At 69.7% G+C, this 18,549-nt stretch carries 17 protein-coding genes; 16 read left to right on the forward strand and 1 reads right to left on the reverse strand.

Features of this window, described 5'->3' with window-relative positions:
* From bioF to B5D37_RS13605, 16 genes are all read left to right on the forward strand, one after another.
* Positions 1–1,221: an 8-amino-7-oxononanoate synthase gene (bioF, locus tag B5D37_RS13540; protein WP_078759270.1), complete on the forward strand. Its 1,221-nt coding sequence runs from the start codon at positions 1–3 to the stop codon at positions 1,219–1,221.
* A gap of 37 nt (positions 1,222–1,258) precedes the next feature.
* The gene (gene bioH, locus B5D37_RS13545) at positions 1,259–2,035 is read left to right on the forward strand and encodes a pimeloyl-ACP methyl ester esterase BioH (RefSeq protein WP_078759271.1); all 777 of its coding nucleotides are present in this window, start codon (positions 1,259–1,261) and stop codon (positions 2,033–2,035) included.
* On the forward strand, positions 2,032–2,958 hold the full coding sequence (gene bioC / locus B5D37_RS13550) for a malonyl-ACP O-methyltransferase BioC (RefSeq protein WP_078759272.1): 927 nt from the start codon (positions 2,032–2,034) through the stop codon (positions 2,956–2,958). The genes bioH and bioC overlap by 4 nt, the downstream gene beginning before the upstream one ends.
* Complete coding sequence (locus tag B5D37_RS13555; RefSeq protein ID WP_078759273.1) at positions 2,955–3,965, forward strand: multidrug resistance efflux transporter family protein; 1,011 nt, start codon at positions 2,955–2,957, stop codon at positions 3,963–3,965. Before bioC ends, B5D37_RS13555 begins: the two co-directional genes overlap by 4 nt.
* A 73-nt stretch (positions 3,966–4,038) precedes the next feature.
* Positions 4,039–4,689, forward strand: coding sequence for a hypothetical protein (locus B5D37_RS13560; protein ID WP_078759274.1), 651 nt, complete (start codon positions 4,039–4,041; stop codon positions 4,687–4,689).
* A gap of 182 nt (positions 4,690–4,871) precedes the next feature.
* On the forward strand, positions 4,872–5,450 hold the full coding sequence (locus B5D37_RS13565; protein WP_143814329.1) for a hypothetical protein: 579 nt from the start codon (positions 4,872–4,874) through the stop codon (positions 5,448–5,450).
* A 530-nt stretch (positions 5,451–5,980) separates the two neighbouring features.
* The gene (gene mnmG, locus B5D37_RS13570) at positions 5,981–7,870 is read left to right on the forward strand and encodes a tRNA uridine-5-carboxymethylaminomethyl(34) synthesis enzyme MnmG (RefSeq protein WP_078759275.1); all 1,890 of its coding nucleotides are present in this window, start codon (positions 5,981–5,983) and stop codon (positions 7,868–7,870) included.
* A gap of 49 nt (positions 7,871–7,919) precedes the next feature.
* Positions 7,920–9,218 carry a sialidase family protein gene (locus B5D37_RS13575; RefSeq protein WP_078759276.1) on the forward strand — a complete coding sequence of 433 codons (1,299 nt, stop codon included), beginning with the start codon at positions 7,920–7,922 and terminating at the stop codon, positions 9,216–9,218.
* 132 nt (positions 9,219–9,350) lie between these two features.
* Positions 9,351–9,785, forward strand: a complete 435-nt coding sequence (locus B5D37_RS13580; RefSeq protein WP_078759277.1) for a BON domain-containing protein — start codon at positions 9,351–9,353, stop codon at positions 9,783–9,785.
* Positions 9,786–9,899: 114 nt separating this feature from the next.
* Complete coding sequence (locus B5D37_RS13585) at positions 9,900–10,964, forward strand: SDR family oxidoreductase (protein WP_078759306.1); 1,065 nt, start codon at positions 9,900–9,902, stop codon at positions 10,962–10,964.
* Positions 10,965–11,111: 147 nt separating this feature from the next.
* A complete protein-coding gene (locus B5D37_RS14845; protein ID WP_159447406.1) occupies positions 11,112–11,288 on the forward strand; it encodes a hypothetical protein in 177 nt (58 codons plus the stop codon).
* Between the two features lie 155 nt (positions 11,289–11,443).
* The gene (locus B5D37_RS13590; RefSeq protein ID WP_078759278.1) at positions 11,444–11,779 is read left to right on the forward strand and encodes a DUF2834 domain-containing protein; all 336 of its coding nucleotides are present in this window, start codon (positions 11,444–11,446) and stop codon (positions 11,777–11,779) included.
* A complete protein-coding gene (locus B5D37_RS13595; protein WP_078759279.1) occupies positions 11,776–12,630 on the forward strand; it encodes an SGNH/GDSL hydrolase family protein in 855 nt (284 codons plus the stop codon). Before B5D37_RS13590 ends, B5D37_RS13595 begins: the two co-directional genes overlap by 4 nt.
* Positions 12,631–12,702: 72 nt before the next feature.
* Positions 12,703–13,077, forward strand: a complete 375-nt coding sequence (locus tag B5D37_RS13600; RefSeq protein ID WP_078759280.1) for a GFA family protein — start codon at positions 12,703–12,705, stop codon at positions 13,075–13,077.
* 42 nt (positions 13,078–13,119) lie between these two features.
* A complete protein-coding gene (locus B5D37_RS14730) occupies positions 13,120–13,386 on the forward strand; it encodes a hypothetical protein (RefSeq protein ID WP_143814330.1) in 267 nt (88 codons plus the stop codon).
* 144 nt (positions 13,387–13,530) lie between these two features.
* The gene (locus tag B5D37_RS13605) at positions 13,531–14,574 is read left to right on the forward strand and encodes a patatin-like phospholipase family protein (RefSeq protein ID WP_078759281.1); all 1,044 of its coding nucleotides are present in this window, start codon (positions 13,531–13,533) and stop codon (positions 14,572–14,574) included.
* Positions 14,575–14,602: 28 nt separating this feature from the next.
* Here B5D37_RS13605 and B5D37_RS13610 read toward each other — a convergent pair whose 3' ends face one another.
* A complete protein-coding gene (locus B5D37_RS13610) occupies positions 14,603–18,547 on the reverse strand; it encodes a translocation/assembly module TamB domain-containing protein (RefSeq protein WP_234987901.1) in 3,945 nt (1,314 codons plus the stop codon).
* Between the last annotated feature and the right edge of the window lie 2 nt (positions 18,548–18,549).

Below are 18,549 nucleotides of genomic sequence, written 5' to 3' on the forward strand. Positions count from 1 at the left end.
GTGGCCCGGCCGGGGTGGCGTGAGCGGGTCGAGGTGGCCCGGCAGGCGCGGGAGGCGGCGTCCCGCCAACGCGTCCGCCGCGTCGCCAGCCACCGTGATGGCGCCCGCTGCACGGTGGACGGCCGCAGCCTGCTGAACTTCTGCGGCAACGACTACCTCGGGCTTTCGCAGCACTTCGCCGTGGTCAACGCCCTGCAGGATGCCGCCTCACGCGAAGGCGCCGGCGGCATCGGTTCGCATCTGGTCTGCGGCCACCATGCCCTGCACGACACGCTCGAGAAGGAGCTCGCCGACTGGCTGGAGGTGCCGCGCGCGCTGCTGTTCGGCAGTGGGTTCCTGGCCAACCTGGCGGTGGTGCAGGCCCTGCTCGGCGATGACGATGTCTGTGTCCAGGACCGCCTCAACCACGCCAGCCTGATCGACGCCGCCCGTCTGGCCGGGTGCCACCTGAGGCGCTACCCGCACGCCGATCCCGAGGGCGCCATCCGCCAGTTGCGCGGCGTGCCCGACGGCGCGGCCATGCTTGCCACCGATGGCGTGTTCAGCATGGACGGCGACGTCGCGCCCCTGCGCGAACTGGCGCTGGTCGCGCGGGTGCAGCAGGCATTGATGTACGTCGACGATGCACACGGTATCGGCGTACTCGGGCCGGACGGGCGCGGCAGCGTCGCCGCCGCCCGGCTCACCATCGAGCAGGTGCCGCTGCGCCTGGCCACCTTCGGCAAGGCCCTGGGCAGCCATGGCGCGGCGGTGGTGGGCGATGAACAGCTGATCGCTCATCTCGCCGAGACCGCCCGGCCCTATATCTACACCACCGCCATGCCGCCCGCGCAGGCTGCGGCGACCCTGGCCGCGGTGCTGATCGCCCGCAGCGAGCACTGGCGTCGCGAGAAACTGGTCGACCTCACCACCCGCTTCCGTGACCGCGCGCTGGCCGCCGGCCTGGTGCTGCTGCCATCGGAGACGCCGATCCAGCCGGTGCTGGTCGGGGACGACGCGCGCGCGCTGTCGATGGCGGCGTCGCTGGAGAAGGCCGGATACTGGGTCACCGCGATCCGCCCGCCGACGGTGCCCGAAGGTCGCGCACGCCTGCGCGTTACGCTCTCGGCGCTGCATGCCGAGGCCGATGTCGACGGCCTCGTCGCGGCGCTGGTGAAGGCGCGCGATCGCGCCGAAGCCGAGGCCAGGGTGGCGGCGATCGACCAGTACACCCCGCGCTGAGCGGACTTCCCCCACGGCAACAACGGTTCGGCAGCACATGCATATCGAAACGCGCGGACAGGGTCCGGCGCTGGGTCTCATCCACGGCTGGGCGATGCACGGCGGACTGTTCACCCCGCTGGTCGATCGGCTGGCGGAGCGTTACACCCTGCACGTGGTGGACCTGCCCGGACACGGACATGCGCGCGGGAGCGAAATGCCGCTGGAGCCGCGGGCACTCGCCGCGGAACTGGTGCGGCGGGTGCCGGGCGCGGCGTGGCTGGGCTGGTCGCTGGGCGGCCAGGTGGCGCTGCGGGCCGCGCTCGACCACCCCGATGCGGTGCGTGGCCTGGTGATGGTCGCGGCCTCGCCGCGTTTCGTGCGCGGCGATGACTGGCCGCACGGCGTGAGCAGCACCCTGTTCGGCGACTTCGGCGATGCGCTCAGGCGCGATTTCCGCGGCACGCTGGAGGGCTTCCTGGCGCTGGAGGCCCTGGGCTCGTCGAGCGCCCAGCATGAACTGCGCAAGCTCAGGGAGCAGGCCTTCGAGCGCGGTGAGCCGGCGCCACGGGCGCTGCACGAAGGCCTGTCGTTGCTTGACGCACTCGACCTGCGCGACGAGCTGCCCAGCCTGGCCGTGCCCAGCCTGTGGCTGTCCGGCAAGCGCGACCGCCTGGTGCCGGCGGGCGCGATGCCGGCGGCGGCCGCCATGGCACATGGTGCGCGCAGTGTCGCCATTGCCAATGCAGGGCATGCGCCGTTCCTCGGCGCCGCCGACGAAGTCGCTGCCGAGATCGACGGCTTCATGCGTTCGCTCCCGGGGAGCGCGTCGTGAAGCCGTTGTTCGACCACCGCCAGGTCAGCCGCGCCTTCTCGCGCGCAGCGGGTGGTTATGCCTCCGCCGCCGCCCTTCAGCGGGAGGTGTCATCGCGGCTGATGGAGTCTTTGGATTATCTGGACGATCCCGGCCTTGGCCGAGCGCCGCCGGAGGTGGTGGTGGACCTGGGTGCAGGTCCCGGGCATGGCACGGCGGCACTGCAGAAGCGTTGGCCCAAGGCGCAGGTGTTGGCCGTCGACCTGGCCCTCGGCATGCTGGCCGAGGCGCGCCGCAACACCGCCGGGCCGCGCTTCAACCCGTTCGCGCGCAAGCCCGGGCTGGTCTGCGCCGATGCGCGCGCCTTGCCGCTGCGCGACCGCAGCGTCGACGTGCTGTTCTCCAATCTGTGCCTGCAGTGGGTGGAGGACCTGCCGGCGGTGTTCGCCGGCTTCAGGCGCGTGCTCAAGCCCGAGGGCCTCCTGCTGCTGTCCACTTTCGGTCCGGGTACCCTGTCGGAGCTGCGCGAGGCCTTCGCCGCGGCCGACGAGGCGCCGCACGTCAGCCTGTTCCCGGCGATCGGCCAGTTCGGCGATGCGCTGATCGAGGCCGGCTTCAAGGACCCGGTGCTGGACCGCGACGAGTTCCGGCTCGGCCACCCCGACCTCGGGCACCTGATGCGCGAGCTGCGCACGATCGGCGCAACCAACGCGATGGCCGGCCGCCGCCGCAGCCTCACCGGGCGCGCGCGGTTCGCGCGTGCCGCCGAGGCCTACGAGGCGATGCGCGGCGGAGACGGGCAGTTGCCCGCGACGTGGGAAGTCATCTACGCCCAGGCATGGGGCCCGCCGCCGGGCGCCCCGATCCGGGTCGGTGGGGTGGACGAGGTCCAGGTGCCGCTGGACAGCATCAAGGTGCGCAGGCGCGGCCAGCCGCCGGCATGACCAGCGCGCACCGGCGGCACGTCCTGCTGGCGGTTGGCGTCGCGCTCGCCTCCGCCCTGTTCTTCACCTGTGCCTACGTGCTCAACCGCGCGGCGGCGGTCGAGGGCGGGCACTGGGCGTGGAGTGCATCGCTGCGCTACCTGATCACGCTGCCATTGATGTTGCCGCTGGTGCACTGGTTCGGCGGCTTCGGACCGGTCTGGCGGGCCATCCGCGCCCACCCCCTGCCGTGGCTGGGCTGGAGCACCGTCGGTTTCGTGCTGTTCTACATCGGCTTGAGCTATGCCGCGTCCAGCGGGCCGTCGTGGCTGGTGGCCGGCACCTTCCAGCTGACCGTGGTCGCCGGCATGCTGTGCTCGCCGTTCCTCTACGACGACGAGCGCCGGCGCATCCCACCCTTGGCGCTCGCGGCCGGACTGGTGGTGGTGGCCGGGGTGCTGATGATGCAGCTCGGGCATGCGGGCGGTGGGCTCGACCGCGCCGGGTGGATCGCCTTGGCCTGTGTCGCCGGCGCCGCCTTCGCCTATCCGCTCGGCAATCGCGGGCTGCTGCTGCACCTGGAGCGGCACCAGCCCGACGGGGTGCCCCGGCTCAATGCGACCCAGCGCGTATTCGGCCTGACCCTGGCCAGCCAGCCGGCGTGGGTCGCGCTCGCGCTGTATGCCGGATGGGACGCGGGCATGCCGTCCGTCGGCCAGGTCGGCATGGCCGCCGGCGTGGCCGTGGGTGCCGGCATCATCGCCACAGTGCTGTTCTTCCAGGCCACCGGCATGGTGCGCGACAACCCGACCGGCCTGGCCGCGGCCGAGGCCATGCAGGCGGCGGAGATCCTGTTCGCCACCGCGATCGGCGTGATGTGGCTGGGCGAGGCGTGGCCGAGCGGCATCGTCCTTTGGGGCGCCATCGTGGTGACGTTCGGGATCGTCGGCTTCAGCTGGATCGCCGGGCGCGGGGCGGCGGGCGACCTGCGGGCGACACAGGACCTGCGGAGCGAGCGCGGGCCCTGAACGCTGGGCGGTGCGCACGCGGTGTTCAGCTCGATGGGACTAGATTCCGGATGGAACCTGCCGCGAGTCGACCATGCTCAGCCCCACCACGATCGCCCTGGCCACGTCCGCCGCGCTGTTGCTCGGATCGGCACTGTTGCCGACCCGCGCGGCACCGCCTTCCGGGGCTGTCAACCAGCCGCCCGCGCTGGAGCAGTGGGGCTTCGACCCGTCGATCCTGGTCGCCGACAGCCGGGAACTGCTGGTGCGTGCGCCCGACGGCGCGATCGACCGGTTGTTCCAGGCGGTGCATGCGAGCACTCGCACACCGGCGCAATCGCAGGCGCTGTGCGCGCTGTTCGATCCGGCTGCCGATCGCAGCCTGGCGGGGCTCAACGAGATCGCCGGCCGGTTCGAGCCTGCACAGCAGGAGCAGTTCGCCACCGCCATCGCCCAACTGTTCGTCGCCGCGATGCAGTCGCCTCCGCAACCCTACGATCCATCGACTGCTCGGCAGGCCCTCAAGGCGGCCGGGGTGCGCGCGGCCCTGGTCAACGACGGCTTCGTTGCCGGCCTGAACGGCGCCGACCACGATGCCCGGTGCCGCTCGATCGGATGGTTGCTGGACGAGGTCCGGACGCGGCCCCTGCAGGAGCGGGCGGCGGTCACGCGGCTGCTGCTGGGCGAAGGCCTGGACCACGTGGCCGCGGGCGTGGGCGGGCAGGCCGGCGGCCGGCCTCGCTGAGGCCGGTGCCTGCCTCGGCAGCAGCGGGTCAACCCCAGCCCCGGTGAGCGGTTACCCTGCTCGTGACCTCCTGGGCCGCCGCGCCTTAACCGCTCAGGTCCGATCCGGCGCCGTAGCGCGAAATTAAGCGCCAATTCAAGCCCGCAGGCCGACGATGGCTGCACATCACCGGGGGATCCAACATGATCCGCAAACTGATTCTTCCCGCCCTCGTCCTGCCCCTGCTGGCCGGCTGCATGACCAGCGGCTACAACTACCGGCAGGACCGCGGCGATTACTACTACGGCCAACCGTCGACCGAGTATCGCTACCACGGCAGCCCCTACGGCTACTACGGTGGCGCTTCGTACTCCTACGGGCGCTCCTACTATCCGGGCTACTACGGGCGTTATCCGTACTACTACGACTACTACGGCCACCCCGGCTATTACCGACCGCCGCTGGTGGTCCGGCCGAGGCCCGATGACGGCCACCGTCCGCCCCGCCAGGACAACGACGGCAAGGCACCGTGGCGCGACCTCGACCGCCTGCAGCGCGAGCGGGTGGAGCGGGCGCCGATGGTGCAGCGTCGACCGGTGTCGATCCAGGCGCGTCCCGCCACGCAGGACTCCCCGGTCTCCCGGGCGCCGGTAGTGGTGCGCCAGCCGCGACCGACCGCCACGTCGGCGCCGGCACGGCCGACCAGCAACAGCGGTTCGCGCTCGGAACGGGTCTACCAGCGTGCCCGTGCCAGCCGGATCAGCCGGGAAGTAGAGCCCTGATAGAGGGTGCCGTTCGGCTGACGATGGTTCAAAGCTATTGACAGAATGTGTCGCAATACGACGTAATTGGGTTGCCGCTTCCATGTCGGCGTCTGACGAGGATCCACGGATCCCCCCTGTTCCGCCCTCGTTCGACGCCGGCACCTCTTCGAAAGCCCCGCCCAGGCGGGGCTTTCGCTTGTCCGGGGACTGGGCACGAATTCACCGCGGGCGTGCCGCGGAACCACTGGCAGGGCCGGTCGTGACGGGATCGCCCGCGCGCACCGCGCGCACTGTGTGACGCGGGTCACGCCTCCAGCGATGTCCGGAATCGGACGCAAAAAAAGGGGCCGAACGTCCCCCGACATTCGGCCCCTGCGCTTCCCCGGCGGGCACGTGGTCGGCCCTGTTCCATTCCGACCGGCGCCTGGCGCCTGCCCCGCTGGGTGCATGAGTGATAACGCAGAAAGCGTGCCAACGTTGACATGATCTTCACCATTGGCGGCGGTCGCCCCGACCATGGCCGTTAGAATGGCCGCACAGGACATCCCATGAACAACGACTTCCACCAGTACGACGTGATCGTGGTCGGCGGCGGCCATGCCGGCACCGAAGCCGCGCTGGCGGCTGCACGCGCCGGTGCCCGGACCCTGCTACTCACCCACGCCATCGAAACCATCGGCGCGATGAGCTGCAATCCGGCGATCGGCGGCATCGGCAAGGGCCACCTGGTGAAGGAGATCGACGCGCTCGGTGGCGTCATGGGCCACGCCGCCGATGCCGCCGGCATCCAGTGGCGCCGGCTCAACGCCAGCAAGGGCCCCGCGGTACGCGCCACCCGCTGCCAGGCCGACCGCAACCTCTACCGGGCGTTCGTGCGCCGCGCCGTCGAGAACCAGCGCAACCTCACCCTGTTCCAGGCTGCAGTCGACGACATCGACTTCGAGGGGGGGCGGGTGCGCGGGGTGCTGACCCAGTCCGGGCTGCATTTCCGTGCGCCGGCGGTGGTGCTGACCGCCGGGACCTTCCTTGCGGGCAAGGTGCACGTGGGCCAGGCCACGTCGCCGGGCGGGCGCGCCGGCGAGGCACCGGCCACGACGCTGGCCGAGCGGCTTCGCGAGGGCCCCTTCGTGGTGGACCGCCTCAAGACCGGCACACCGCCGCGCATCGACGGCCGCAGCCTGGACTACTCGCAGATGGAGGAGCAGCCCGGCGACGACCCGCGCCCGGTGATGTCCTTCATGGGCAGCCATGCCGACCACCCGCGCCAGGTGTCGTGCTGGATCACCCACACCACCGAACGCACCCACGAGATCATCCGCGCGGCGCTGGACCGCTCGCCGCTGTACACCGGGCAGATCGAGGGCGTGGGGCCGCGGTACTGCCCTTCGATCGAGGACAAGGTGGTGCGCTTCGCCGAGAAGGCATCGCACCAGATCTTCGTCGAGCCCGAGGGGCTGGATGTCGCCGAGATCTACCCCAACGGCATCTCGACCTCGCTGCCGTTCGATGTGCAGCTCGAGCTGGTGCGCAGCATCCGCGGCTTCGGCAATGCCCACGTCACCCGCCCCGGCTACGCGATCGAATACGACTACTTCGATCCGCGCGGACTGAAGGACACGCTGGAGACCAAGGCGGTGCAGGGCCTGTTCTTCGCCGGGCAGATCAATGGCACCACCGGCTATGAGGAGGCGGCCGCCCAGGGCCTGCTGGCGGGTGTCAACGCGGCGTGCCTGGTGCAGGGCCGGCAGGGCTGGAGCCCGCGTCGCGACGAGGCCTACATTGGTGTGCTGGTCGACGACCTGGTCACCCAGGGCACTTCGGAGCCGTACCGAATGTTCACCAGCCGCGCCGAATACCGCCTGCAGCTTCGCGAGGACAACGCCGACCTTCGCCTGACCCCGTTGGGTCGTGCGCTGGGGCTGGTCGATGACCGGCGCTTCGCCGCCTTCGAGACCAAGCGCGAGGCGATCGAGGCGGAGAGCGCCCGGCTTGGGGCGATCTGGGCGGCGCCGGGCAATGCGCTCGGCCGCGAGCTCGTGGATGCGCTGGGGCTGGAGATCAGCCGCGAGACCAGCGCCCGCGACCTGCTCAAGCGGCCCGAGCTGGACTACGCACGGCTGGTCTCGGTGCCTTCGCTGGGGCCGCCGGTGCAGGATCCGGCCGTGGCCGAGCAGGTCGAGATCGCGGTCAAGTATTCGGGTTACCTGGATCGGCAGCGCGATGAGATCGAGCGATCGAGGCGCAACGAGACCACGGCGATCCCGGACGACTTCGATTACGCCGGCGTGCGTGGCCTCTCGGCGGAGGTCGCCGGCAAGCTCGAGCGGGTCCGGCCGCAGACCATCGGGCAGGCGCAGCGCATCCCCGGCATGACACCGGCCGCCATCTCGCTGTTGCTGGTGCACCTGGTCAGGCAACGCCGGGGCAAGGTGGCCTGACCGGGAAGCTTCCCTGCCGCCGGCGCGGACGATCGGCTAGTCTGCCGGCATGCGATCGAACCTGGTTCCCCGGCTGTTCCTGGCCCCGCTGACGGGCCTCCTCCTGGCTGGCTGCGAGGGCACGGCGCCTGCCGGCGCCACTGCGCAGGCGGAGGACGCGCATCCGCGGCAGGAGGTGTCCCTTCGGGTCCGGCCGTGGTCGCTGCCGGCGCCTCCCGGTGCCGCCCAGCCCGATCTGGTGGTGACCACGGATGGCGACCTGCTGCTGTCCTGGATCCGGCCTGAGGAGGATGGACATGTGCTGGAGCTCGCACGCCACAGTGCTGGCGAGTGGGCAGCGGCCACCCCCATTGCCCGGGGCGACGACTGGTTCGTGAACTGGGCGGACACGCCGCACGTCACGGCCACCGCGGATGGTGCGCTGTGGGCGCACTGGCTGCAGAAGTCGGCCGCGGCCACCTACGCCTACGACGTGGCGCTGGTACGGTCCTCCGACGGTGGCCGCAGCTGGAGCGATCCGGTGCTGGTCAACGACGACGGCACGCCGACCGAACACGGGTTCGTATCGATGTGGCCGGCGGCCAGCGATCGCATCGGCATCGCCTGGCTGGACGGGCGGGAGACGGGAACCGCCGGGCATGGCGATGGGAACGACGGCGGGCATGGCGGCGGCGGTGCCATGACCTTACGCAGTGCGGTGTTCGATGCAGGGTTGTCGCGCTCCGACGAGGCAGTGCTCGACCGTTCGGCCTGCGACTGCTGCCAGACCGACGCCGCCCTGACCGCCCGCGGACCGTTGCTGGTATATCGCGATCGCACCGAAGCGGAGATCCGCGACATTGTCGCCACCCGCCGCGAAGGCGGGCGCTGGAGCGAGGGGCGGCGGGTGCACGCCGACGACTGGATGATGCCGGCCTGTCCGGTGAATGGCCCGGCAGTGGCGGCTTCCGGGGAGGACGTGGTGGTCGGCTGGTACACCGCAGCCGGTGGCAATCCACAGGTCAAGCTCGCGCACAGTCCCGACGCCGGCGACAGCTTCCGCGTACCACTGCTGCTGGATTCGGGAGCGTCGGTGCAGGGACGCGTCGACGTGGCAATGGATGCCAAAGGGGCATGGGTGCTGTGGGTCACCGAAGCCGACGAAGGCCAGGCACTGTGGCTGGCCAGGTCGAGCACCGACCTGCCGCGGCCGCTGGCCCGGTTACGGGTGGCGACGCAGCAAGGACGCGGCCGTGCCACCGGGTTCCCGCAGATGGTGCTTGCCGGGGGCGATGTGCACATCGTCTGGACGGAGGTGAGCGGGGGGACTGCGCAGCTCAGGGGCGCCGTGGTGACCGCCGGTCCTTGACGGGTCAATCATCACCTTGGGCGAGCGCTTAACGGGCGTTGCGGGGTAACACCGGGGTCGCGTGTTTTTCACGCCTGCCTAAGCGCCACGCACCGAAAATTCTCCTGTGTAGCCAACCAAGCAGGAGGAAGCATGAACGACTCTTTGAACATTCCCCGTTCGCTGCTCGCCGCCGTGATCGCCACCACCTTCGCGGCCGCTCCGGCGATCGCACAGCCCAACGACCCTGAAAAGCGCCCGGACGATCCGGTCCAAGCCGCCAACCAGGCCGAGGTCACCGATCGCGGGTATGTCGATTCGCGCGCCGACGCAGCCGTGGATCCGGACGAGCTGGACTCCGACCAGCCGCTGGATGACACCTGGATCACCACCAAGGTGAAGACGGCCCTGATGGCCGACGAGGATGTCGGTTCGCTTGAGATCGACGTGGATACCGTCAACGGCGTCGTCCATCTATCGGGCGAAGTCGATGACCCCAGCGAGGCACGTGAGGCCGTGGCCACGGCGCGGGACATCGAAGGCGTGCGCGACGTCAACACGGCGCGCCTGGCCATCGCCAGCCGCTGAGCCGGCGACAGCGCAAGGACCAAACACGCCCGGGCGCCCTTCGGACCCGGGCGTGTTCATTTTGTCGACTCCCCCGATTCCCACTTCCACCGTGCACCCCAGTTGGAGAGCTACATGGCGACCAGGAAGAGCCCCTCCCGCAAATCAGGCACCCGCACCACCGCTTCCCCCAGCAGTTCCTCCCGGGGCGACGCCACGGCGAAGCGCCAGCGCGCCATCCAGGACGATGCCGAGTCCAAGCAGAAGCAGGAAAGCCCGCCGCGCAAGGCGGCGAAGAAAGCTGCCAGGAAGACAGCCAAGAAGAAGCCGGTGCAGGCCGGCGCCCGCAGGCAGCCCGCCAACCCGATGCCGCCGCAGCACCTGAGCAAGCCCGGCAACGAGCATGACCTGGACCTGGAGCCGCGGTTCCTGGCGCCGGACTACAAGGGCAGCGGCAAGCTGGAGGGCATGGCCGCGATCGTCACCGGTGCCGACTCCGGGATCGGGCGTGCGGTCGCGGTGCTGTTCGCGCGCGAAGGCTGCGACGTCGCCGTGCTCCACCTGTCGGAGGACGAGGATGCCGAGCGCACGCGCACCGCCGTGGAGGAAGAGGGTGCCCGCTGCATCGTCATCGCCGGGGATGTCCGGGACAGCAGGTTCTGCCAGAAGGCGGTCAAGCAGACCCTGAAGGCTTTCGGGCGGCTCGATGTGCTGGTCAACAATGCCGCCTTCCAACAGAGCGCCGAGTCGATCGAAGACATCACCGACAAACAGTGGGACGAGACCCTGCAGACCAACATCGGAGGCTACTTCAGGATGGCGCGCGCGGCGGTTCCGCACATGGAAGAGGGTGCGAGCATCATCAACACCGGCTCGGAAGTGGCGATATTCGGCAACAAGCAACTGCTTGACTACTCCTCGAGCAAGGGCGCCATCCACGTGTTCACCAAGTCGCTGGCTTCGCAGTTGCTCGACCGCGGAATCCGGGTCAACGCCGTCGCGCCGGGCCCCGTGTGGACGCCACTCAACCCGGCCGACCGCACCGCCGACAAGGTGGCCAGCTTCGGGCAGGGCTCCGACATGAAGCGTCCTGCCCAGCCGGAGGAGCTGTCGCCGGCCTATGTATTCCTGGCTGCGCCTTCCTGCAGTGGCTACATCAATGGCGCCATCCTGCCGGTGATGGGCGGACCCCGCGGCTGACTGGGCGCCAGCGGCGCTTGCCGACCTGGATGTTGAACGGTTCGAAAAGGACCGGCGGGATTAATCGATTTATCACCAGTGGCTAACCCCGCCGGGCGTCTTCTTCAATCGTCGGCAAGCGCCGGCACTTCCCCCAGGAGAACGACCATGACCAAGAACCGTGAAAACCAGGACAACACCCAGAGCAACCATCGGCAGCAGGCGCCTGGCAACAACCGGCAAGGGCAGGAGGCGCAAGGCCAGGGCAAGAACCAGCAGCAGGGAAAGAGCGGCCAGGAGCCGGGCAGCCAGCGCCAGGGAAGCGGGCGCGACCAGCAGCGCTGATTCGCGCTTGTGCAACACGAGAAAGAGCCCCGGTCGCCCGGGGCTTTTTCTTTTTTGCGCGCAGCATCTTTCGCACGGCCATGCACTCCCGACGCAGGCCGGCTTGCAGCTTCGGGTGCTAATCTCGCGCCTCCTCCAGGAACGGATTCTTGCTGATGCGGTCACGCCTCGAACTCCTGTACTACGTGTTCGCGCTGGTGGGACTCTTCGCCACCTGGTATTTCAACCTCCAGTATTTCTCAGCTGGCGGCAGCGTCGCCCCCGGACCGTTCTTCTCGGCCGCACTGGCCAACCCGCTCACGACCGCGATCACCATCGACGTTTACTGGACCGCGCTTGTCTTCTCGGTCTGGGTCATCGTTGAGCGACGCGCCCCGGCATCGCCGATGCCCTGGCCGTACATCGCGTTGTGTTTCGGACTTGGCATCGCTTGCGCACTGCCGCTGTACCTGGGTCTCCGTGAGCGGCTGCGCGGGCTACACGCCAAATGATCAGGAAGGCCAAGACGCCTGGGGCCGCCAAGGGACTGGCGCGGACCCTCATCATTCTGGTCCTGATATTCCTGCTGGGATGTGCATCGGGCGCGGACCGGGGCGCGCTCGACGGGAAAGAGCGGTTGCTGTTCGTCGGAAACAGCCTTACCTACGTGGGCAACCTGCCCGCGGTGTTCGAGGCATTAGCCGAGGCCAATGGTCGGACGGTCTCGAGTGACATGATCGTCCGGGGCGGGGCGACCCTCAGCGAGCGTGTATCGGATCGGTCGGTCGAGCGGGCGCTGGACGAAAGACGTTATACGGCACTCATCCTGCAGGAGCGTGGTGGAGACCTCACCTGTTCCTTTGGATCCGAATCCTGCGCACGTTCTCGCCGAGCCATCGCTGATCTTGCGGCCCTCGCCACCAGCCGTGGCGTGCAGGTCTTCCTGCTGGGCTCCTATCAGGCGCATCCCGATGCATCGCGGGAACGGGTGCGGGAGGAATCGGCGGCGGCCGCGGCCGCTGGCTTGCCCTACCTCGATGTCTCCAGCCGGCTGCAGAAACTCCTGCTTGAAGCTCCGCAGCTCGCCTGGTTCGCGCCGGATGGCATGCACCCGGGGCAGGACCTGGCGTTGCTCAATGCCGTCGTCACCTACCGGGCCCTCTTCGGCACACTGCCCGCGAAGAAGGACCTCACGGTGGTCGCCCCCATCTACGGGAGCAGGAGCGGCTTGACCGAAGCACTGAGAGCAGCGGACGCGCGACCACCCTTGCCCGATACGCCGGGCAAAGTGAGCTATTCCGCGCAAACGCTCGGGAAGCTGATCGGAACCCTGGTTGGAAAGCCGGCAGGTGATCGCTCCTGATGTCCGAGTGCGGTGGCCGCCGCCCGGGCACATGCGCGTCTGAACACCGCATGGTCACCATGGAGGAACCATATGGAAACAATGAAAGGCACCTGCCACTGCAAGGCGGTGGAATTCGAAGTGGATCTGGAGAATGGCTTCGAGAATGTCCGCCGTTGCAACTGCTCGCTGTGCAGCCGGAAGGGCGCAATGATGGCCGGTGTGCCGCTGGAGCGGCTGCGGGTGGTACGCGGCGCGGACAAGCTGTCGCTCTACCAGTGGAACACCCGCATTGCGAAGCACTATTTCTGCAGCATCTGCGGCATCTATACGCACCACCAGCGCCGCAGCGCCCCGGACGAATACGGTTTCAACGTCGCCTGCATCGAAGGGGTGGACCCGGACAGCCTCGGACCGGTCGGTGCCAGCAATGGTGCAGCGCAGAGCCTGGTCCCCGCGGGGAAATAGCATCCACTTTCGGACTCAACTCCACGCAACGGGCGCACGATCTTGGAAAGCTGGCCGGACTTCTTCCTTTCGTCCCTTGGGGTTTTTGCCCTTTTCACGTCTGCCGGGTACGTGTTCAGAGCACGATACAAGAAGGTTCGGGACTGGCCGCACCCGATCATTCTGGGCGCTGGAATAACGGCTGCCGGAATGGTGGACCGGCTGGTCGATTGGCCGGATACGGCGACGCTCGCGGTCTATCTGGCGGCGTTCGCCACCCTGTCCATTCTGGATCGAAAAAGAGGGAAGGAAGGTCGGCGGGATAAGTAGTACTGGCCGGGTGGGAACGGAGCTTCGGCCGCGAGTGGGCAGGAGGCAACGCCCGACTGCGCGGTGAACGTGGGCGGAGGTTGTGTCGGCCACAGGGGCCCGCGGCGGTATGCTGCGCCGCTCCAGTCCCACGTCCCGGCACCAATGTCGCGCATCTCCAGTTCCGTCAGCCCCCTGATCGCCACGGCCCTGACGCTCGCGCTCGGCGCCTGCGGTGGCAATGCCCGGCCGACGCCACCTGTCGTGGAAGCGCCGGCCACGCCTCCCCCCGCCAAGGTGCGGATCGGACTGGCCTTGGGCGGTGGCGCCGCCAAGGGCTTCGCCCACGTGGGGGTGATCAAAATGCTCGAGGCCAACGGCATCGAAGCCGAGGTGGTCGCCGGTACCAGCGCGGGCAGCGTGGTCGGTGCGATGTACGCCAGCGGCATGGGGCCGTTCGAGATGCAGCGGGTGGCGCTGGGGATGGATGAATCGGAGATCCGCGACGTGCGCCTGTTCTCCGGCGGCATGGTCCAGGGCCAGGCCCTGCAGGACTACGTGAACCGGCTGGTCGACAAGCGCCCGCTCGAGCGCATGCCACGGCGCTTCGCGGCGGTGGCGACGCGGCTGGAGGATGGCGAACGCACCGTGTTCGTGCGTGGCAATACCGGACAGGCGGTGCGCGCGTCCAGCAGCGTCCCGGGCGTGTTCGAGCCGGTGGCCATCGGGCAGTGGCACTACGTCGACGGCGGGGTGGTGAGCCCGGTGCCGGTCGACGCGGCACGCGACCTCGGGGCCGACTTCGTCATCGCCGTGGACATTTCCAGCAAGGCGAGTGGGATTCGGCCGGCGCACCTGGTCGGCATCGTCAACCAGTCGATCAGCATCATGGGCCAGAAGCTGGGGCAGCAGGAGCTGGCCAGGGCCGAGGTGGTGATCCGGCCACAGGTCCACGAGATCGGCCCAAGCGATTTCGACCAGCGCAACAACGCCATCATCGCCGGGGAGCAGGCCGCGCTGGCGGCGATGCCGGCGATCCGGGCCGGCCTGCAGCAACTGCGCTCCGAGCGCGCGGCTGCGTCGGCCGCACGCGCCAAGGCCGCCGCTGCCCGTGCGCGGGCGAAGGCCGAATGCGAGCGCGAAAAGGAGAAGGCCGCCGGCTGGCGTGGCTTGCTGCGTCGCGACGAGCCGCAGGCCACCTGCGGCTAGCGATACTCCCGCGGACGGCGAAGCGCGCCTAGCGCTCCTTGCGCCAGTTGACCGAGCCGCGGTTCTCGACGCTGCTGGATTCGATCTCGACGTCGAAGCCGTGATCAAGCAGGTAGCGCAGCGTCAGCACCTGGCCGGTGCCGAGCAATGAGACGCCGAAGCCGACGTACAGCCGCGGTGACAGGAACTTGCCGACGCCGAACACGCTGCCGCCGAGCGCCCTGCTTTGCATGACGCCGGCATCGTCGAGGCCGATGCGTGTCCCGATCTGCGACGCCAGGTAGCTGCCGCCGGCGGTGAGCGCGGAACTGGCGAGGTCCACGTCGCTGCGTTCGGCGCCGCTCAGGGACGACAGCGGGCGCCCGAGGGTGAGGTAGGCCAGCGCCTCGGATTGGGTGCTGGCGGGGTCGGACCAGACCTCCACGTCGAGATCGCTCACGCGGCCAGTGACGGAGATCCCCGCGGTCACCTCGCCGACCTCGCGCTGGGCGCGGATGTCCAGGATCGGATCGGAGATCGGATCGTTGGACCACACCATGCGCCCGCCGGAGATCTCCAGGTCCTGGCCATAGGCGGTGTACTCGCCGTCGACCTCCAGGCTGCCGGTGGCCGTCATTTCCCGGCCGGGGCGGGAGCGCACGCGCAAGCTGCCCTCGAGGCTGCCTTCCAGGCCGAAGCCGTCGAGCAGGACGTCCTCCCCGACCACGACGCGAAGGTCCATGTCCAGCGGCGTGCCCGGGCCGGCTTCCGGATCCACCGGATCCAGCACCACCACGTCTGGCGAGGCCGATACGCCCTGGTCGAGCTGCTCGAGGTCGATGCGCGCCTCTGGCACGGTCACGCTGCCTTCCAGCCGCAGCGGTTGACCGGCCCCATAGCGCACCTGCAGGTCCGGGCTGGCCACCGCGCGCAGGTCGCGGGTGTCGGACACGAGCACGTCCGTGCCGCGGATCGCCAGCACCAGCGGCGTGTCCTGCCCCTGCCAGTCGAGGCTGCCGTCGATGCGCAACAACCCGGTGTCGGGGTTGCCGGCCGCCGAGGCGGAGCGGACGCTGCCGCTGATGCCGGCGGTGCCATCGCCACGCGCGTCGAGTTGCAGGTTGCCCTCACGCAGGGTGATCGCAAGCGCCGGGATCTCCGTGCTGAACTCCGACAGCCGGGCCTGGCCATCGATGCGGGGCTGGTCACGCGTGCCGGAAAAGGCGATCTGGCCGGTCAACAATCCCGTTGGCTCGACGATGTCGGGCGAAAACAGCTCCATCCAGGTCAGCTCGTCCATCCGGAACGATGCCTGCCCGTCGATGGGCGAGTACGCATCCCAGCCGGTGGCGAGGCGGGCGTCGAGATGGCCGTCCTCGTTGACCACCACCGCCAGGTCCGCTTCCAGCCCCTGCGGACGGAAGTCGGCAGTCAGCAGCAGGTCTTCGTAGCGAAGCAGTTCGGTGCGCGCCCGCTCGCTGGTCTTCATGCCGCCGCCTGCGGAGCTGACGCGGGCCTGGCCCACCCAGGCCCCACCGACCGGTCGCACCTGCGCATCGATGTCGACATCGCCGCGCAGGATCCATGGGCGGCCGGGTTCGCGCTCCGGCAGATAGCCCGCCACCATCGACAGCGGCAGGTCGTCTGCCGTGACCGAGATCCCGCTGCCGGGCCAGTCGGCGTCCGCGCACAGGGAACCGCCCGCACTGGAGGCCAGGCAGGCGTCGTCGATGCGGGTGCTGCCGGCCGACCATGCGAATGCCGCCGGCTGCTGCAACTGCCAGCTCGCGCCCCGCTGCGGCTGCAGTTGCAGCCGGGCCAGGGTGCCGCGCCAGCCGCTGCCCTGTCGCCCCAGCGAGCCAGCCAGCGCCACGACGCCCATGTCGCCACGAGCGTCCGCCTGGAGCTGCATGTCTTCGACCGCACCGGTGGCCGTGGCCTCCAGGCGCTCCAGTGCCAGGCCCGCCACCAGGTCGGTGGCGGTCAGGCGCAGTGCGCCTTGCCCACCCGCCCACGGCAGGCTTCCATCCAGCGCCAGCGTCCTGGCCTCGAAGGTGCCATGGCGCAGGCCACTGCCGGACAGGTCCGCTTCGATGCCGGGGGCGTCGCGCCTGCCGGTCACCTGGACGGTGCCGCGCAGTGCACCGGCGGCGTCGGGCAGCAGGTCGGACAGTTGCAGCGGGCTGAAACGCGCGTCGATCTCGATTCGCTCGCCCAGCGAGCCTTCCGCATCGACCCGGCTCTCGCCCAGGGCAAGCGCAATGTCGCCCTCGTAACCCGTTGTTCCGGCCGCCGTCGCGGCGCCGTGCATCGCGAAACTGCCGCTGCCGTCGAGCGGCCGGCCACGCAGTCGACCGCCGATGTCGGGTATGTCGACGGCCACTTCCAGCCCCCCGTCTTCCCGGGTGCTGCCGGTGGAGGCGATGTGGCCATTGACGGCGCCATCCCAACCCGCCACGAAATAGCCGGGGTCGAACCCCGCCAGCGTCGCGTCGATGTCCCATCCCAACGCCGGTGCCCAGGCCACCGAGCCGGTGGCGTCCAGCGTCCCGGTCGGCATGTCGACCCGCAGCGTCTCCAGCCGTATGCGCTCGCGCCCGCCCCGGCCGTCCAGCCGCACCTGTGCCTGCTCCCCGGCGCGGCTGAGCGTGGCGTCGCCGATCAGTGCCCACGCATCGGTGGTCCCGGCGAGCCCGAGGTCGGCCTCGGCTCCGATCGGCGTCACATCGGCGGTCGCATCGCCACCCCACTCGAGATCACGGGCGATGACGGCAAAACGGAAGTCGCCGGCGCCGGGGTCACTCAGGTCGGCGTGGCCGTTGGCTACCACCGTGCCGCCCAGGAGCTCCAGCCGCAGCGGCCGCACGGTGAGTCGTTGCTCTTCCAACCGCAGCCTTGAGGTCGGCACGCGAACCTGGAAATCGCCCTGGCTGAATTCGCCCCTCAGGCGCATGTCGCCACCGAGGCCGCTGGCCGTCGCCGATATCGACATCGGCTGTTCCGCCGGCGGAGCAGTGGGATCGGTCAACAAGCCCGGGTCGAGCGCCTCCGCGTCCAGCTGGAGTTGCCATTGCGGCCGCTCCGGGCTGGCGACGACGGGTGTCGGCAGGCCGGGGCCGGTGCCGGCGATGCGGCTGGGCACCGGATCCTCGCCGCGTAGCACCAGCGTTGCCCGCACTGGCCCCGGCGCGCGGCCAGCAACGGCGACGTCCATGTAGGACAGGTCGCCCCGCGCCACCAGCCCGAGCCGCGGCGGGGTCCGGCCTGCGGCGGCGGGGAGGACGGCGGTCGCGACCAGGTCGCTGCGGTAGTTGTCGCCCGGCAGGTATTCGCCATCGGCGGAGAAGCGGCCACGGTCGCTATCCACCACCACCTCGTCCAGCGCCAGCTCGCCGCGCTCGGCACGCATACCGCCACGCACGCTGTGGATGTCGATCACCGGCGTGCCCTCGCGGGTGACGCGCAGGCCATTCACTTCGATGCGATCCGCCTGCAGCCCCAGCGGCGGCTCGACCTGCGGCAGGGACTCCGGCCAGCGCGGCAGTTCGAAGGGTTCGTCACTGATCGGCAGGTCCAGCGTCGCCTGGTCCACTTGGAGCAGGTCGAGCTCCAGGCGCTTGCTCAGCAAGGGGCGGATGGCGTGGTCGAGGTGGACGCGTTCGGCGGTGAAGACGATTTCGCCATGGGTGAAGCGCACGTCGTACAGGGTCAGCGGGCCCGATGCCGGGCCTTCGACCCGCTGCCATTCCAGTTCCGATCCGGCTGGCAGGCGCGCGACGATCTCGGCCAGCAGGAAATCGCGGCCGCCCACCGTGGTCAGCAACCAGTAACCGAAGACGATCAGCGCCAGCACGATGGCCCCGGCGCCGATGGCACCGCGCACGGCCAGGTGGCGCAGCCGCTTGTCGCGCTTCTGGCGCAGCGCCTTGATGCGCTCCTCGCGCTCCTGTGGCGTCACGCCCTTGTCGTCGCGGTGGCGGAAGACGGGCGACACGG

Origin of the sequence: Lysobacter spongiicola DSM 21749 (assembly GCF_900167055.1) — a bacterium.
Classification (GTDB): domain Bacteria; phylum Pseudomonadota; class Gammaproteobacteria; order Xanthomonadales; family Xanthomonadaceae; genus Novilysobacter; species Novilysobacter spongiicola.